Source organism: Streptomyces sp. WAC06614 (assembly GCF_003949795.1).
GTDB lineage: Bacteria > Actinomycetota > Actinomycetes > Streptomycetales > Streptomycetaceae > Streptomyces.
On sequence record NZ_RPRY01000162.1, the window covers coordinates 1 to 16,061 of the forward strand.

General features: G+C 73.5%; 16 protein-coding genes. 9 read left to right on the forward strand and 7 right to left on the reverse strand.

From position 1 onward, the window contains the following. Positions 1 to 129: phosphopantetheine-binding protein (locus EF918_RS37120; RefSeq protein WP_185921842.1), on the reverse strand; the 129-nt coding region annotated here is incomplete at its 3' end. Here EF918_RS37120 and EF918_RS21310 point away from each other — a divergent pair. The 3 genes from EF918_RS21310 (at position 128) to EF918_RS21320 (ending at position 2,998) form a co-directional block, all read left to right on the forward strand. Further along, positions 128 to 877, forward strand: coding sequence for a thioesterase domain-containing protein (locus EF918_RS21310; RefSeq protein ID WP_260610457.1), 750 nt, complete (start codon positions 128 to 130; stop codon positions 875 to 877). The genes EF918_RS37120 and EF918_RS21310 overlap by 2 nt on opposite strands. 80 nt (positions 878 to 957) lie before the next feature. Next, positions 958 to 2,331, forward strand: a complete 1,374-nt coding sequence (locus tag EF918_RS21315) for an MFS transporter (RefSeq protein WP_185921843.1) — start codon at positions 958 to 960, stop codon at positions 2,329 to 2,331. Between the two features lie 37 nt (positions 2,332 to 2,368). After that, positions 2,369 to 2,998, forward strand: a complete 630-nt coding sequence (locus EF918_RS21320) for an alpha-ketoglutarate-dependent dioxygenase AlkB (protein ID WP_125648998.1) — start codon at positions 2,369 to 2,371, stop codon at positions 2,996 to 2,998. 90 nt (positions 2,999 to 3,088) lie between these two features. Here EF918_RS21320 and EF918_RS21325 read toward each other — a convergent pair whose 3' ends face one another. After that, positions 3,089 to 3,316, reverse strand: a complete 228-nt coding sequence (locus EF918_RS21325; protein ID WP_125649002.1) for a DUF6296 family protein — start codon at positions 3,314 to 3,316, stop codon at positions 3,089 to 3,091. Then, positions 3,313 to 3,915, reverse strand: coding sequence for a TetR/AcrR family transcriptional regulator (locus EF918_RS21330; protein ID WP_125649005.1), 603 nt, complete (start codon positions 3,913 to 3,915; stop codon positions 3,313 to 3,315). Before EF918_RS21330 ends, EF918_RS21325 begins: the two co-directional genes overlap by 4 nt. 233 nt (positions 3,916 to 4,148) lie before the next feature. Here EF918_RS21330 and EF918_RS21335 point away from each other — a divergent pair, with 233 nt between their 5' ends. Continuing rightward, a complete protein-coding gene (locus tag EF918_RS21335; protein ID WP_260610456.1) occupies positions 4,149 to 5,777 on the forward strand; it encodes an AMP-binding protein in 1,629 nt (542 codons plus the stop codon). A gap of 33 nt (positions 5,778 to 5,810) precedes the next feature. Here the strand turns inward: EF918_RS21335 and EF918_RS21340 are convergent, their stop codons facing one another. After that, positions 5,811 to 7,070, reverse strand: a complete 1,260-nt coding sequence (locus EF918_RS21340; protein WP_125649011.1) for a serine hydrolase — start codon at positions 7,068 to 7,070, stop codon at positions 5,811 to 5,813. A gap of 336 nt (positions 7,071 to 7,406) precedes the next feature. Between EF918_RS21340 and EF918_RS21345 the strand changes: the two genes are divergently transcribed. After that, positions 7,407 to 7,913 carry a DinB family protein gene (locus tag EF918_RS21345; protein WP_125649014.1) on the forward strand — a complete coding sequence of 169 codons (507 nt, stop codon included), beginning with the start codon at positions 7,407 to 7,409 and terminating at the stop codon, positions 7,911 to 7,913. 20 nt (positions 7,914 to 7,933) lie between these two features. Here EF918_RS21345 and EF918_RS21350 read toward each other — a convergent pair whose 3' ends face one another. Then, a complete protein-coding gene (locus tag EF918_RS21350) occupies positions 7,934 to 8,860 on the reverse strand; it encodes an MBL fold metallo-hydrolase (RefSeq protein ID WP_125649017.1) in 927 nt (308 codons plus the stop codon). A 100-nt stretch (positions 8,861 to 8,960) separates the two neighbouring features. Here EF918_RS21350 and EF918_RS21355 point away from each other — a divergent pair, with 100 nt between their 5' ends. Beyond that, the gene (locus EF918_RS21355) at positions 8,961 to 9,986 is read left to right on the forward strand and encodes an AraC family transcriptional regulator (protein WP_125649020.1); all 1,026 of its coding nucleotides are present in this window, start codon (positions 8,961 to 8,963) and stop codon (positions 9,984 to 9,986) included. 9 nt (positions 9,987 to 9,995) lie between these two features. On the opposite strand, the gene polX is transcribed toward EF918_RS21355, so the two are convergent. After that, positions 9,996 to 11,720 carry a DNA polymerase/3'-5' exonuclease PolX gene (polX, locus tag EF918_RS21360; RefSeq protein WP_125649023.1) on the reverse strand — a complete coding sequence of 575 codons (1,725 nt, stop codon included), beginning with the start codon at positions 11,718 to 11,720 and terminating at the stop codon, positions 9,996 to 9,998. 68 nt (positions 11,721 to 11,788) lie between these two features. On the opposite strand from polX, the gene EF918_RS21365 reads away from it, so the two are divergent. Then, positions 11,789 to 12,898 (forward strand): CapA family protein, encoded by a 1,110-nt coding sequence (locus EF918_RS21365; RefSeq protein WP_125649026.1) that lies wholly within the window; start codon positions 11,789 to 11,791, stop codon positions 12,896 to 12,898. 88 nt (positions 12,899 to 12,986) lie between these two features. Here EF918_RS21365 and EF918_RS21370 read toward each other — a convergent pair whose 3' ends face one another. Beyond that, positions 12,987 to 13,328 (reverse strand): hypothetical protein, encoded by a 342-nt coding sequence (locus EF918_RS21370; RefSeq protein ID WP_125649029.1) that lies wholly within the window; start codon positions 13,326 to 13,328, stop codon positions 12,987 to 12,989. A gap of 358 nt (positions 13,329 to 13,686) precedes the next feature. Between EF918_RS21370 and EF918_RS21375 the strand changes: the two genes are divergently transcribed. Together EF918_RS21375 and EF918_RS21380 are read left to right on the forward strand one after the other, a co-directional pair. Continuing rightward, positions 13,687 to 14,187, forward strand: coding sequence for a hypothetical protein (locus EF918_RS21375; RefSeq protein ID WP_125649032.1), 501 nt, complete (start codon positions 13,687 to 13,689; stop codon positions 14,185 to 14,187). A gap of 147 nt (positions 14,188 to 14,334) precedes the next feature. Next, a partial coding sequence (locus EF918_RS21380) for a VanW family protein (RefSeq protein WP_125649035.1) occupies positions 14,335 to 16,061 on the forward strand: 1,727 nt, incomplete at its 3' end.

Below are 16,061 nucleotides of genomic sequence, written 5' to 3' on the forward strand. Positions count from 1 at the left end.
CACCCGGGTGGTGAGCAGGGAGTGGCCGCCCAGGGCGAAGAAGTCGTCGTCCGCGCCGACGCCGGACACCCCCAGCACCTCGCCGAAGATCCGGCACAGGACCGCCTCCCGGGCATCGGCGGCCGGCATCGGTTGGACGTACTCCCACCTGCTGCGGCACCTGGACGCCGACGTCCCGCTGTACGCCGTGCAGTCGAGGGCCCTGACCGACCCGGCGGCCCTGGCGGGGGACGCGACGGCGGACCCGACGGCGGAGCTGTCGCAGATCGCCGCCGACTACGTCCGCCGGATCCGTGCCGTGCAGCCCGAAGGCCCGTACCACCTGCTGGGCTGGTCCTTCGGCGGCGGCGCCGCCCACGAGATGGCCGTACAGCTCCAGGCGGCCGGGCAGCGGGTGGACCTGCTCGCCGTCCTCGACGGGTACCCGGCCACGGGCCGGCCGGGGGAGTCGGAGCGCCGCGCGTACGCGGCCGAGGATCCGGCGGTTCTCCGCGAACTCCTCGACTCCCTCGGCATCGAGGCCGCCGACGGGCAGTCGCTGACCGCCGCCGGTTTCGCGGCGGCGGTCGCGGGGGAGGGCAGTCCGCTCGAAGGGCTGCCCCCGGCGGCGGTCGCGGCCCTGCCCGCGGTCTTCGCCCGCAACTCCGCGCTGGCGGGGGCGATCTCGGGCGGGACCTTCCACGGCGAACTCCTGTTCTTCGTCGCGACGGAGGAACGGCCCGCCGCACGCCCCGACCCGTACGTCTGGCAGCGCTACGTGGACGGCCCGGTGACCGTGCACGAGGTGCCCGCAGCGCACGGCGCGATGCTGCGGACCGGACCGCTGACCACGATCGGCCCGGTGCTGGCCGGCCGTCTGGACCGGCGGCACGGGTGACGACGCCGACGCACCCGACGCAGGGGCCCCACCGGCCGGGTCCGGCGCGTCCGACGCGCCTGACGCGTCTGACCCGGGCTGTGCTGCCGCGCTCCCGGCAGGGCCGGCTCATCGCGGCGGGCGCGGCCGCCGACTCGATCGCCAACGGGCTGTTCCTCGCCTCGGCGACGCTGTACTTCGTCCAGTACCTGTCCCTCTCGGCCGTGGCGGTCGGCAGCGCGATCGCCTCCGCCAATGTCGTCGGCCTGCTCAGCCCCGCCCTGTTCGGGCCGCTCGCGGACCGGGTCGGGGCGCGGCGGGTGTACGTCGGGCTCACCCTGGTGCGCGCGGCCGGGTTCGGTGCGTACGCCTTCGTCGGTGACTACGCCGGATACCTGGTGGTGTCCTGCGTGGTCACCGGCGCGCTGCGGGCCGGGCAGCCGCTGCTCCAGGTGATCGTCGGCGAGTTCGAGACGGACGAGGAACGCACCCGCACCATGGGCTCGTTGCGGGCGATCGGCAACACCGGGCTGACCGTGGGGTTCCTGCTGGCGGCCGTGGTCCAGGCGGCGGACGCGCGGGCCGGGTTCGTCGGCCTGTTCGCGTTCAACGCCCTGGTGTTCCTCGCGGTGGCGCGGGCCGTGGTGGCGGCGGGGCGGGCGGCGGAGGCGGCCGGCGGTGACCCGGGACGGGGAACGGGACCGGCTGCTCCGCCGGAGCCGTCGGGCCTACCGGAGTCGTCGGACGTGCCGGAGCCGGCGGGCCCGCCCGAGCGGGCGGAGCCGTCGGAGCCGGCGGCGTCCGGACCGGGCGGCCGGGCGGACCGGGGCGGGTCGCCGTTCCGGGACCGCCGGTTCCTGGTGGTCTGCGGTGCCAACGCCGTGCTGCACCTGCACGACTGCGTCCTGTTCATCCTGCTGCCGCTGTGGACGGTGCAGCGCGCGGGGCTGCCGGAGAGCGTCAGCTCGGCGTTGCTGGCGGTCAACACCGTGCTGACCGTGGTCTTCCAGCTCACCGTGGCCCGGCACGCCCGGGGCGCCGCGAGGTCCCTGCGCATCCTCCGGCTCGCCTGTGTGTTCCTCGTCCTCGCGTGTCTGGTCTTCGCGGGGGCCGGCGCGAGCGCCGGCGTGCGCGGCCCGGGGGCGGTGGTGGCGGCCGCCGTGGTGGCCGTCGTCCTGCTGACCACGGGCGAGAACCTGCACGCCGTGGCCCGCTGGGAGCTGTCGTACGAGATGTCCCCGGCGCGGGCCCGCGGGCGGTACCTCTCGGTGTTCAGCATGGGCCAGAGCGCCCAGCTGGTGTTCGGCCCCTTCCTGGTCACCGCCTTCCTGCTGCCGGGCGGGACGCCCGGGTGGCTGCTGCTGGCGGCGCTGTTCCTGGCGGCCACGGTGACGATCTGCGGGGCGGCCCGGCCGTTCGCCGTGCCGGAGGAGACGGCCGGGCGGGAGGTGGAGCCGGTGGAGCCCCGCAGGTGATCGAGCATATGTTCGGTTGTGTGGGTACGCTGGTCGTATGCACGCACCGCTCCAGGGATCGCTGTTCGACCAGGCCGAGGAAGCCCGGCTCGGGCCGCTGCGCGGGCTGCGGCGGCGCGAGCTGGGCAGCGGGGCCTGGGTGGACCTGCTGCCAGGCTGGCTGAGCGGCGCGGACGCGCTGTTCGAGGAGCTGGCCGCGTCCGTGCCCTGGCGGGCGGAGCGGCGGCAGATGTACGAGCGCGAGGTCGAGGTCCCGCGGCTGCTCGCGTACTACGCGGACGGCGACCCGCTGCCGCACCCGGTCCTGGACGAGGCCCGGGCCGCCCTCTCGGCGCACTACGCGCAGGAGCTCGGCGAGCCGTTCGTGACCGCCGGACTGTGCTTCTACCGCGACGGCCGGGACAGCGTCGCCTGGCACGGCGACCGGACGGGCCGCTCCGCGCACGCGGACACGATGGTGGCCATCCTGTCCGTCGGCGACCCGCGGGACCTGGCCCTGCGGCCGCGCGGTGGCGGCGGGGCCTCGCTGCGGCTGCCGCAGGGGCACGGGGACCTGCTGGTGATGGGCGGCTCGTGCCAGCGCACGTGGGAGCACGCGATCCCCAAGACCACGCATGCGGTGGGACCGCGGATCAGCGTGCAGTTCCGGCCGCAGGGCGTCGCCTGACCCCGCGGGCCGTCGTCCGTCGTTCCGGATGCTCGGTCCGGCACGACCGTTCGGGCCGCCACGGCTGGTCCGGCTGCCAGGGCCGTCCCGTCACGACAGGGCGCGGGCCCGCAGGACGCGGGCCGGGACCTGACCGGCGCCCGAGGCGAGGATGCGGACCTCTCCCTGGTCGCTGATCTCGGCGCGGACGATCCCGCTCGGGTCCACGTAGACGGGGTGGCCGCCGGCCCCGGTGTACTCGGTGCGGGAGACGATCACGACGTCCTCCTCGCCCTCGGCGCCGTCGGCGAACACCAGCTCGTACCGCTCGGGAGTCATGTCTTCATCATCCGCGAGGCGGCAAGCTCGGGCCAGCCGAGTGCGAGGTGGCGGAAGACGGTGTCCAGGGTCCCGAGGGGGTCCGGCGACGCGCCGGCCAGGTCGGGGGTCTCCAGGACGAACCGCGCCAGCACGCGCAGGGACGTGTCCTCGGGCGACCGGCCGGTCTCCTCGGCCAGGACCCGGGTGAGCGCGTCCTCGCAGCCCGTCCACAGGGTGCGCGCGTAGGCGCGCAGGGCCGGGGTGGAGAGCACCAGGTCGGTGCGCCGGCGGTGCTCGGGGTCGCGGTCCCGGTCGAGGACGCCACGGCCGGCGAGGAAGCCCCGCAGCGCCTCCAGCACCGGTGTGCCCTCGGGCCGCTCCCGTACGGCCGCGGTGAGCGAGGCCTCGCGCTCGGCGCCGTCACCGAGGACTAGTGCCTCCTTGCCGCCGGGGAAGTACGTGAACAGCGTGGTCACCGCCGTCTCGGCACGGCGCGCGATCTCGGCGACGGTGACCCGGTCGTAGCCGCGTTCCAGGAACAGCTCCAGGGCGGAGTCGGACAGGGCCTTGCGGGTGGCGGCCTTCTTGCGTTCACGGAGCCCGGGAGTCTGCGGCATGTCCCACTGTAGGCAGATCCGTATCCACTGCAAAAATGTAGTGATTGCGGAACGGGAGTGACCAGGAGGCCGATTCCGCGCCGCCGCGCAGGGGCTGCTCGACCTCTTCGCGGGCCACCACGCCACGGCCTGACGGCGCCCCGGCGCACAGGCCCCCGCCCGGGGACTGGTGGCCCGGGCACCCGGCGAGGATCATGAGGGGGCTGCCGCTTCCGCCGCCCAGGAGGTCTGTCGTGTCCACCGCGCCGAGCTATGCATCAGGGCCCTCCGCCACACCGCTGCTGGGGGACACGATCGGCGACAACCTCGACCGGACGGTGCGCGCGCACCCCGGCCGGGAGGCGCTGGTGGAGGTGGCCACCGGCCGCCGGTGGACCTACGCCCAACTCGCCGCGGACGTCGACGCCCTGGCGCTGGGGCTGCTGGAGCTGGGCATCAACCGGGGCGACCGGGTCGGCATCTGGGCGCCCAACTGCGCGGAGTGGACCCTGGTCCAGTACGCCACGGCCAAGATCGGCGCCATCCTGGTCACCGTCAATCCGGCCTATCGCTCGCACGAGCTGGAATACGTCCTCGGCCAGTCGGGAATCCGGCTCCTGGCCGCCGCCGAGCGGTTCAAGACCTCGCACTACGCGGCCATGATCGAGGAGGTTCGGCCGCGCTGCCCGGAGCTGGAGCACGTCGTCCTGCTCGGCAGCGACGGCTGGGAGGGGCTGCTGGAGACCGGCCGGCGGGCGGACCGGTCCGTCCTGGAGCGGGCGGGGGCCGGACTGAGTCCCGACGATCCGATCAACATCCAGTACACCTCGGGGACCACCGGCTTCCCCAAGGGCGCGACCCTGTCGCACCACAACATCCTCAACAACGGCTACTTCGTCGGCGAGCTCCTGCACTACACCGAGCACGACCGCGTCTGCATCCCGGTGCCCTTCTACCACTGCTTCGGCATGGTCATGGGCAATCTGGCCTGCACCAGTCACGGCGCCGCCATGGTGATCCCTGCGCCCTCCTTCGAGCCCGCCGCCACCCTCGCGGCGGTCGCGGCGGAGCGGTGCACCTCGCTCTACGGGGTGCCCACCATGTTCATCGCCGAACTGGCCGATCCCTCGTTCGGCACGTACGACCTGTCCGCCCTGCGCACCGGGATCATGGCCGGGTCGCCGTGCCCCATCGAGGTGATGAAGGAGGTCATCGACCGGATGGGCATGACCGAGGTCGCGATCTGCTACGGGATGACGGAGACCTCGCCGGTGTCCACGCAGACCCGCGCGGACGACTCCGTGGAACGCCGGGTGTCCACCGTCGGCCGGGTCGGCCCGCACCTGGAGGTCAAGGTGGTCGACCCCGGGACCGGCCGGACCGTGCCCCGCGGCGTCCCGGGAGAGCTGTGCACCCGCGGCTACTCGGTCATGCTCGGCTACTGGGGCGAGCCGGAGAAGACCGCCGAGGCCGTCGACGCCGCCCGGTGGATGCACACCGGGGACGTGGCCGTCATGGACGAGGACGGCTACGTCAGCATCACCGGCCGGATCAAGGACATGGTGATCCGTGGCGGGGAGAACCTCTACCCGCGCGAGATCGAGGAGTTCCTGTACACCCACCCCGACGTCCTCGACGTGCAGGTGATCGGCGTGCCCGACCCCAAGTACGGCGAGGAGCTGATGGCCTGGCTGAGGATGCGCGAGGGCGCCGAGCCGCTCACCGCGGACGCCGTCCGCGCGTACTGCGACGGACGGCTCGCCCACTTCAAGATCCCGCGCTACGTCCACGTCGTCGAGGAGTTCCCCATGACGGTCACCGGGAAGATCCGCAAGGTGGAGATGCGGGCCATGGCGGCCCGCATCCTCGGACTCCCTACGTAGCGCTCAGGGCGGCGGCCCGGCTGCCCGGCCGGGTCAGCCGTTGCGCTCGGGCAGGTCAGGCTCCGCATCGAACGTCGGGGCGAAGCCGCGCGCCGACTCGGCACGGGCCGTCGCCGCCGGCTTGTTCCCGCAGAAGGCGGCTTCCAGGGTGCCGCCGAGCGCGGTGTTGGCCTGGCCGTGGTTCGAGGTGTTCGCCGTCGCCGACAGCGAGCTCTTGCCGTCCCGGGTGCTGAACGCGTAGGTGTAGAACCCCTGCACGGTGCCGGTGTGGCCGTACACCTGGGTGCCGCAGGACAGGTCGTAGCGGCGCAGCCCCAGCCCGTAGAACTTGGTGTTGGTGGCGTCGGTCGGGGTCATGGCGAGCATCTGGTCCAGCACGGGCTGCTTCAGCAGCCGGCCGTCCACGATCGCCGCGGTGAAGGTGTTCAGATCGGCCAGGCTGGAGATCATCGCACCGGCGGACTGGGCCCAGGAGGCCGTCTGCTCGGTGGAGTCCACCAGCGGGGCCCCGGCCTCGTCCGGGTGCAGGTAGCCCCGCACGTGCCGGCCCGCGATGGTCGCGGTGGGGTGCACGTACGAGGTGTTGGCCAGCCCCAGCGGCTTGATGATGCGGTTCTGGTACTGCGTGGCCACCGGCGTCCCGGTGACCTTCTCGATGAGCATGCCGACGACCACGAAGTTGGTGTTCGAGTACTTGTACGCCACACCCGGCTCGGTCGTGCGCGGCTCGCGCAGCGACAGGTCCACCAGCTCCTGGTAGCTGAACACGCGGTTGCGCACGGCCTCGAAGCCGGGCACGGTCTGCGCGAACATGGCGTTGGTGTAGTCGGCCAGACCGCTGCGGTGGTTCAGCAGATGACGCACCGTGATCCGGTTGTCGGGCAGCAGCCCGGGCAGGTACTGGTTGACCGGCGCGTCCAGGCTGACCTTGCCCTCGGAGACCAGCTGGAGCAGCACCACGCTGGAGAAGGTCTTGGTGACGCTGCCGATCCGGAAGCGGGCGGTCGGGTTCATCGGCGCGCCCGTCGAGGTGTTGCTCACCCCGACGAGTCCGCCGCGGACGCCCTGCGGGCCGGAGAAGCGGGCCATGGCCCCCGGCGCGCCGTTGTCGACGGTGTTCTGCAACGCCGCGACCAGCGCCTGGGCGTCGAGGGTCGAAGCCGTGGTCTGTGCGGCGAGCGGGGCCGCCGTGGCGGGGGCCGCCTGCGCGGCGGTCACCGGGGTCACGCCGACCACCACGGCGAGCAGCGCGGTGGCGGACAGGGCCAGACGTCGATCGAAGGATCGGGGCACGTCACTCCTCAACAAACTTGCAATACACGGACAAAACGCACGAGCACCGCCCGGGGCGCTTCATCCGTCAAGACGGGTGCCGGCCCCTTGGGCGTTCACCTCGCTCAACGGCCCCCCGACGGCCGTGACCTGAGCCTACGGAAGAAGCGGCCGGATCGGGGAACCCACCCCACCCCGCCCCACCGACCGGAGTACTCCCGAGGGACCACTTCCGGCCACGCCCCGCTGCTCCTGCCCCCCGCGTGTCGGCGGCGAGGTCCGCCGCTCCGCGCCACCGGCCCCGCATGGTGGTGGGGTGCCGGCGGCCGCCGGCCACGACCAGGGCGGAGCGGAACCATGAAGGCCACGGAGGTACTCGCCGACGCGTTCGGACGCGTCCAGGAGGTGGTGCACGAGGTGGTCGAGGGCCTGTCGGCGGACGAGCTCCACGCCCGGACCGACCCCGAGGCCAACTCGATCGCCTGGCTGGTGTGGCACCTCGCCCGGGTCCAGGACGACCACGTGGCCGACGCCGCCGGCCTGGAGCAGGTCTGGCACGCCCAGGGCTGGGCCGACCGGTTCGGCCTGCCGTTCCCGGCCGACGCCACCGGGTACGGCCACACCGCCCGCCAGGTGGGCCAGGTCCGGGTGGAGTCGGGCGAGCTGCTGCTCGGCTACCTGGACGCCGTCCACGCACAGACCCGGGCCTTCCTCGACGGCCTTCCCGCCGCCGACCTGGACCGGGTGATCGACGACCGCTGGGACCCGCCCGTCACCCTGGGCGTCCGCCTGGTCAGCGTGGTCGCCGACGACCTCCAGCACGCCGGGCAGGCCGCGTTCGTCCGCGGCGCGCTGCGCCGCTGACCGGCCCGGGCGGCAGCGGCTCAGGCGGTCGGCGTCCCGACCGGTGCGAAGGCGGCCCAGGGCCCCAGGGCGAACCGCCCGCCCTCCCGGCGTACTTCGACCGCGCCCGCCCCGGCGAAGTGCGCCGGGACGACCAGCTCCCGCTGGTCGGCGGCCCGTTCGAGGACCCGCAGCCGGCTCGCCGCCGCCCGGACCGGGTCCAGGCAGAAGCAGCTGTTGCACGACGGCCGCAGGATCTGCACCGGGTTGTGCAGCAGATCGCCGACGAACACCGCCCGCTCGCCCCGGGACGCGAGCCGCAGGACCGACGAGCCGGGCGTGTGGCCCGGTGCCGACTCCAGCGTGAGGTGCTCGTCGATCCGGTGGGCCCCGTCCCACAGCACGACCTGTCCCGCCCGGTGGACGGGGGCGACGCTGTCCTCGTAGATCAACCGGTCGTCCGGGCGCAGTCCGCCGCCGTACCCGCCGTCCGGGCCGAAGTGGGCGTCGTCGGCGGCCGGGATCAGGTACTGCGCGTTCGGGAACGTCGGTCGCCACGCGCCCGGCCCACCGTCGGTGTTCCAGCCGACGTGATCGGCGTGCACGTGCGTGTTGACCACCACGTCCACGTCCTCCGGACGGATGCCCGCCGCGGCCAGTCCGCCGAGGAAGTCGCCCTGCCACCGGTGGAAGTGGGGCATCCCGGGCCGCTCCCGCCCGTTGCCGACCCCGGTGTCCACCACGACCGTCCGCCCGGCGCTGCGCAGCACCCAGGTCTGCAGCGCCAGCACCGCCCGGTCCCCGGCCACCTCCCAGTGGTCCGGCGCCAACTCGGCCTCGTGGGACGCCCACAGCCCGGCGGGAGCGTCCGGGACCAGGCCACGGGCGTCGAAGGCGCCCTGCCACTCCGCGATCCGCAGGACCTCGACCTCGCCCAGGGTGGTGCTCTGTACGGTGTTCTTCGTCATGATCACACCGTACGAAGGGGCGACTGATCCGCTCAATGCCCGCCCGGCTCAGCGCAATACGCGTCCGTCTCACTCCTGAGGCCCCGGCTACCCTGGGACCATGGACGTGGTGAGTGACGCGATCTCGGCCGTACGCATCGGGCAGCCCTCCTCCAACCGGGTCAGGATCTCCGGGCGTTGGTGCGCGCGCTTCGCCCCCTACGACGGGGCCGGCTTCCACGTCGTCCTGGAGGGCAGTTGCTGGCTGCTGCCGGACGGGGGAGCCCCGGTCACCCTCCGCGCGGGCGACGCGGTGCTGCTGCCGCACGGCACCGGGCACGTCCTCGCCGACTCGCCCGCCGACGCGGCGACGGTGGCCCGGGCGGTCCCGTTCGAGACCTGGTCCCGCGGCGCCGGAGCGGAGCAGGGCGACGGGGGCGCCGGGCCGGACGGAAGCGGGAGCGCCGGGCCGGGCGACGGGGGCGCCGGGCCGGACCGTGCCGGGCCGCCGGACGGCGCCGGGGCGCGGCCGGACACGGCCGTGCTGCTCTGCGGCAAGTACCGGCTCGACCGCAGTCATGTCCACCCGCTCATGGCCGAGCTGCCCACGGTCGTCCACCTGCCCCACCGGGTCGGCGGCCACCCCGAGCTGCGCTCCGCCATCGACCTGCTCGGCCGCGAACTCGACGCCCGCCGCCCCGGCTCCGGCCTGGCCGTACCCAGCCTGCTCGACCTGCTCCTCGTCTACATGGTCCGCGCCTGGCTCGACGAGGACGCGGCCGGGGAATGGTCCGCGGCCCTCGGCGACCCGGTGGCCGCGGCGGCGCTGCGCGCCGTCCACGCCGACCCGGCCGCCGCCTGGACCATCGACCGGCTGGCCGCCGAGGCCGGGGTCTCCCGGGCCACCCTCGCCCGCCGGTTCGCCGCCCTGGTGGGGCGGCCCCCGATGGCCTACCTCACCTGGTGGCGGCTGACCTTCGCCGCTTCCCTGCTCCGCGACACCGAGGAGCCGCTCAGCGCGATCGCCCGCCGGGCCGGCTACGGCAGCCCGTACGCCTTCTCCCACGCGTTCGCCCGCGAGTTCGGCTCGACCCCCGGGCGGTACCGGGACCGCAGCCGTGCGGCCGTGCGCGCGGCGGCGGCGTAGCGGCGGCCCTCACCGCTGCTTGCGCAGGAACTTCCTCAGCCGGGTCAGCGGCCACGTGTTGATCACGTCGTCCTTGGTCAGCCAGCCCCGCTGGGCCGTCCCCACCCCGTAGCGCAGGTACGGCAGATGGGTCGTGGAGTGCGCGTCCGAGTCGATGGCGAACTTCACCCCGTACCGCCGCGCCCGCAGGATGTCCTCGTCGCACAGGTCGAGCCGCTCCGGATGCGCGTTGACCTCCAGTGCGGTGCCGGTACGGGCGCACGCCTCGAAGACCGCGTCGAAATCGGCGTCGATGGGCGGCCGCTTGCCGATCCGCCGGGTGGTGGGATGGCCGATGACGTTCACGTACGGGTTCTCGCAGGCCCGCACCAGCCGCCGGGTCAGGGCCGTACGGCTCTGGTGGAAGTGCGAGTGCACCGAGGCCACGCACAGGTCGAACCCGGCCAGGAATTCGTCGGGCCAGTCCAGTTCGCCCTCCGGGCCGATGTTCAGCTCGGTGCCGTGCAGCAGCCGCATGCCGCCGTGGACACGGTCGAGGGCGCGCACCTGCTCCCGCTGGGCGAGGATCTTCTCGTCGGTCATGCGCTGCATGTACAGGTTCGGGGCGTGGTCGGTCACCGCGTAGTACGCGTACCCGCGCGCCGCCGCGGCCGCGACCATGTCCTCCAGCGGGGCCAGCCCGTCGGTGAGGTCGGTATGGGTGTGCAGATCGCCGCGGACGTCCTTCTCCGTGACCAGCTCCGGCAGTTCCCCCTTCAGGCCCGCCGCCACCTCGCCGCGGTCCTCCCGCAGCGTCGGCGGGATCCACGGCAGACCGAGCCGGGCGTAGATCTCCTCCTCGGTCGCGGACGCCAGCAGCGTGTCGTCCTCGGCGTCGAAGAGTCCGTACTCCGACAGCTTCAGCCCCTGCCGCACGGCCAGCTCGCGGGTGCGGATGTTGTGGGCCTTGGAGCCGGTGAAGTACTGCTGTCCGGCACCCCAGGAGGCGGGCGGCAGCACCCGCAGGTCCACCTGGAGGCCCGTGGTGGTCCGTACGGAGGTCTTCTTGCGGCCGCCCGCGATCACCTCCGCCGTGTACGGCGCGGAGGTCAGTGCCGCCATGAACGGGGCGGAGTCCTCGGCCGCGACCAGGATGTCGACGTCCCCGATCGTCTCCCGCATCCGCCGCAGCGAGCCGGCGTACGCGCAGGAGGTGCAGCCGGGCAGTCCCGCCAGGTCGCCGATGATCTGCTCGGCCAGCTCCATCGCCGAGCTGACCAGGACCCGGCCCCCGCCCGCCTCCTGGAGCAGCGCGATGCCGTGCAGGATGTTCTCCTCGCTGCGCTCGCCGAAACCCTTGAGGTCACGCAGCCGCTCCTCGTGGACGGCGGCGAGCAGCCCGTCCACGGAGGTGATCCCCAGCTCCTGGTAGAGGGCCATGGCCTTGTGGGGGCCGAGGCCGGGGATGCCGATCAGCTCCCGCACGCCCGCCGGGACCGCGGTGCGGGCCTCCTCCACCACGGACATCCGCCCGGTGCTCAGGTACTCCAGGATCTTGTCCGCGACCGACTTGCCGACGTTCGGGATCTCCCGCAGGCCCTTCGCGTCGAGCGTGGCCACGTCGACCGGGTGGCCGCCCACGGCGCGGGCGGCCTTCTCGTAGGCGCGGACCTTGAAGGCGTCACCGCCCCGGATCGCGATCAGGTCCGCGTACTCCTGGAGCAGCGCCTCGACCCGTGCGTTGGCTCGTGCCATACCTCCAGGGTGCCCCCCGGCCCCGCGGCGGGCACGCCCGGTCGCCGGGCGCGGCCTACGCTGGGGGCGTGGGCGACGACCTGGTCAGGCTCTTCCTCGCCGGCGACGTGATGCTGGGCCGCGGCGTCGACCAGATCCTGCCGCACCCGGGCGATCCCTCACTGGCCGAGGCCTACCTCAAGGACGCCCGCTCCTACGTCCGCCTCGCGGAGGCCGTGAACGGTCCGGTGCCGCGGGCGGCCAGCCCGTCCTGGCCCTGGGGGGACGCCCTGCGCGTGCTGGAGACCGCGGCGCCCCACGTACGGATCCTGAACCTGGAGACCGCCGTCACCCAGTACGCCGAGAGCGCCCCCGGCAAGGAGGTGCACTACCGCATGCATCCGGCCAATCTGTCGTGCCTGGCGGTCGCCCGGCCCGATGTGTGCTCCCTGGCCAACAACCACGTCATGGACTACGGCCGGCGCGGGCTGGCCGACACCCTGGAGGCCCTCGGGGACGCGGGACTGACCGCGGCCGGGGCCGGCGGGAACCTCGACGAGGCCCGGCGTCCCGCCGTCGTCCCGCTGCCGGGCGGCGGGCGGGTACTGGTCTTCTGCGTCGGCGCCGAGTCCAGCGGCATCCCGGCCGACTGGGCGGCGACGCCCGGGCGCAGCGGGATCGACCTGGTGCCGGAGACCGCTGAGGGCGCCGCCGAGATCACCGCCCGGATCCGGGACGCCAAACGGCCGGGCGACCTGGCCGTGGTCTCGGTCCACTGGGGCTCGAACTGGGGCTATGCCGTCCCGGACGACCGGATCGGCTTCGCCCACGCCCTGGTGGACGGGGGCGCCGACCTGGTGCACGGCCACTCCTCGCACCACGCCCGGCCCGTGGAGGTCTACCGGGGCAGGCTCATCGCCTACGGCTGCGGGGACCTGATCGACGACTACGAGGGCATCGGCGGTTACGAGGACTACCGCGACGACCTGCGCCCCCTGTACTTCGCCTCGCTGGACCCGGCGACGGGAAGCCTGCGCGAGGCCCGGGTCGTGGTGCTCCAGGCGCACCGGATGCGGTTGCGCCGGGCCCGTTCCGACGACTGCCGGTGGCTGCACGAGGTGCTGGCCCGGGTCAGCGGCCCGTTCGGCGCCCGCGTCGACCAGGACTCCGACGGGGCGCTGACGGTCACGGCCGCCTGAGCCGACGGCCACGGCCGCCGGAGACCTTGCCGCCGGAGCCTTGCCGTCCCAGCCCGGATGCCCGGGCCGGATGCCCGGGCCGGGTGCGTCAGGCCTGGGCGGGGGCCGCGTCGAGCTCCCAGGCGTGGCGCTTGAACTCCCGCCGGAAGTCGGCGTGGTCCTCCCACTGCCGGGCGATGCCGCGCAGCACGTCCCAGTGGTGTTCCACCGACTGGTCGATGGCGCGGCGGGTGGGGGCGTCGGCCGTGGGGAGCTGCGCGAGGAGCCCCTTGACGGCGGAGGCCTCCAGCACGGCGTTGCGCAGGGCGCGCAGGGCCCGGGAGGTGTCGTCCATCTCGAAGCCGTGCCGGCTGCCGGTCGCCTCGTCGAACAGCGGGGTGAGGCGCGCCTCGATGAACGCGGTGATCCGCTCGAAGTGCTGCACGTCCATCGGTGGCTCCTCCTCCTGCCGCCGCCGACGCGGCGGTCATCTCCGTCGAACCGGCCTTCTGACCGGCCGCTTTCCCCAGGTCACGAATGCCCGGGAGCCGCCCGCGCAGGATATCCGTACGCCGCGGCGCCCCCGCGGACCGGCTCCCCGCCGGATGCCTCACCGCCCCGCGCCCACTTCCTCCGCCCGGCAACGGGTTTCGGCCAGCGGGACCTCCCCTCCCGCCCCGATGAATTGAACGGCTCATGACAATTGAAGCGTGCTGTGGCACGCTCCCTGGCGCACTCCGAGTCCCACCGCGAGGCTCCCCGGCCTCGCTCCATACCCCCACAAGGACGTGGCAAGGAGGAGCGACACAATGAGGCACATCGCCAGTCTCGGAACGGCCGCACTGGTCGTCGCCGTCACCCTGGGCAGCGCCACCACGGCAGGCGCCGCCGGGCCCGCCGTCGACCAGAAGGCCGACGGCGTGATCGTGGTCGCCGGCCAGACCTGCACCTGGACCAACGCGTCCACCAGCGCGGTCCCGCCCACCACCCTCAGCGTCGACCGCAACACCATCAACCGGCCCGGTGGCAACCTGGCCTGCACCGGCGGCATCTCCGCCACCCTCAACAACAACCCGGTCTTCACCTTCGACGACGCCGCCGGCACCGCCCGGACGGACAGCATCGACATCACCGGCAAGCAGAGCTTCATCAGCTGCCGCTACAAGGCCACCAACATCACCTGGAACCGCGACGGCGCGACCAGGAAGTACGTGAACCAGGCCTTCACCGCCACCAAGACCTCCGGCAGCTTCCTCTGTCCGGGCTCGGTCACCACGGACGCCGGCGGTGCGTCCATGCTGTTCCACTGATCCCGGTCCCTGCGCCCGCCGATCCTCGTGACCTCCCAGGTGGAGATCGTGAGGATCGGCACATTTTTGTCCCGATTGCTCCATTTGCAGTCATCATGGTGTCCGTTCTGTACCCCTATCTGTCGGCGCCCCAGGGAGAGACGAGACATGCGACGTGCACACGGCCGGACGCTTACCTGGCGGACCGCTCTGCCCGTCGCCGGCGGGGTCGCCGTGCTCGGCTTCGGTGGGCTCTACGTCACCGGGCTGGTGGTCGCCGGCGACGACATCGCCGCGGGCACCCGGGTCCAGGGCATCGACATCGGCGGCATGAGCCGGGCCGAGGCCGGCCGGGTCCTGGACCGCGAGCTCGGCCCCACCGCCGCCGCCCCCATACCCCTGCGCATAGGCGACCGCACCGAGCAGGCCCTGCCCGCCGCCTTCGGCCTGTCCCTCGACACGGAGGCCACCGCCGAACGTGCCGCCCGGACCGGCGCCGACCCGTTCACCGTGATCGGCCGGCTCTTCGCCGAGCCCGACCGCGACGTCGAACCCGTCGTCCGCACCGACGGCCCCACCGACCGCGCCGCCCTCGACCGCCTCACGGCCGCCCGCAAGGCCCGCGACGGCGTCATCACCTTCGACGACGGCGCACCGAAGGTCACCCAGCCGGTCACCGGTGTCACGCTCCGTCCCGAGCAGGCCGTGAACGCCGTCCACGCCGCCTACCTCACCCCCCGCACCGGGCCGGTCACCGTGCCGGTGCAGCAGACCCCGCCGCGCGTGGGCGCCGCGGAGACCGCCCGGGCCCTGAAGGAATTCGCCGAGCCCGCCATGTCCGGCCCGGTCACCCTCACCCTGGCGGGCCACCGCATCACCCTCACCCCCGAGGTCCTCGGCCGCCACCTGACGGTCGAGCCCGACCAGCAGGGACGCCTGGTGCCGTCCCTGGACGCCAAGGGCCTGCTGGCCGACCCCGAGCTCGCCCGTCAGCTCGAAGCGGCCGCCCCGGGCCCCACCGACGCCACCTTCCGCACCGACGCCCAGGGCAAGGTCTCCGTGGTGGACGGCCGCCCCGGTGTCGAGGTCACCGAGGAGGCCCTGCGCACGGCCGTCCTGCCGCTGCTGACCCGGACCGGCGACACCGCCCGCACGGCCGAGCTCGCCGCCACCTCCGTCCAGCCCGACCTGACGGCGGCGTCCGCCGCCCGGCTGGGGATCAAGGAAAAGGTCTCCTCCTTCACCGTCGCCTTCCCGGCGGCGCCCTACCGCACCACCAACATCGCCCGCGCCGTGGAGCTGATCAACGGCTCCGTCGTGCGCCCCGGCGAGACCTGGAGCTTCAACAAGACCGTCGGCGAGCGGACCAAGGAGAACGGCTTCGTCGACGGCATCATGATCAACGACGGCCGCTACGTGAAGTCCCCCGGCGGCGGTGTCTCGGCCGTCGCGACGACCATGTACAACGCCGCCTTCTTCGCCGGCGTCAAGCCGGTCGAGCACGGAGCGCACTCCTTCTACATCGAGCGCTACCCGGAGGGCCGCGAAGCCACCGTCGCCTGGGGCAGCCTCGACCTGCGCTGGCTCAACGACTCCGGCAACGCCCTGTACGTGCAGGCCTCGTCCACCGACACCTCGGTGACCATCACCCTCCTGGGCACCAAGAAGTACGACGAGGTCCGCTCCGAGAAGGGTGAGCGCACCAACGTGGTCAAGCCCGCCAAGCGCGAGGGATCCGGACCGACCTGCGAGGTGCAGACCCCGTACGACGGCTTCGACGTCTCCGTCGACCGCATCCTCATGAAGGCGGGCCAGGAGGTCGGCCGGCAGACCTACCGCACGCACTACACCCCGCGTGACGAGATCACCTGCACCCCGACCCCCAGCCCCACGAC

Coding starts and splice junctions, on each gene's coding strand:
- EF918_RS21355 (WP_125649020.1), top strand. CDS start 8,961: ATGGACGTGGTGAGTGACGCGATCTCGGCCGTACGCATCGGGCAGCCC.
- EF918_RS21325 (WP_125649002.1), bottom strand. CDS start 3,316: ATGACTCCCGAGCGGTACGAGCTGGTGTTCGCCGACGGCGCCGAGGGC.
- EF918_RS21345 (WP_125649014.1), top strand. CDS start 7,407: ATGAAGGCCACGGAGGTACTCGCCGACGCGTTCGGACGCGTCCAGGAG.
- EF918_RS21370 (WP_125649029.1), bottom strand. CDS start 13,328: ATGGACGTGCAGCACTTCGAGCGGATCACCGCGTTCATCGAGGCGCGC.
- EF918_RS21375 (WP_125649032.1), top strand. CDS start 13,687: ATGAGGCACATCGCCAGTCTCGGAACGGCCGCACTGGTCGTCGCCGTC.
- EF918_RS21350 (WP_125649017.1), bottom strand. CDS start 8,860: ATGACGAAGAACACCGTACAGAGCACCACCCTGGGCGAGGTCGAGGTC.
- EF918_RS21330 (WP_125649005.1), bottom strand. CDS start 3,915: ATGCCGCAGACTCCCGGGCTCCGTGAACGCAAGAAGGCCGCCACCCGC.
- polX (WP_125649023.1), bottom strand. CDS start 11,720: ATGGCACGAGCCAACGCACGGGTCGAGGCGCTGCTCCAGGAGTACGCG.
- EF918_RS21320 (WP_125648998.1), top strand. CDS start 2,369: ATGCACGCACCGCTCCAGGGATCGCTGTTCGACCAGGCCGAGGAAGCC.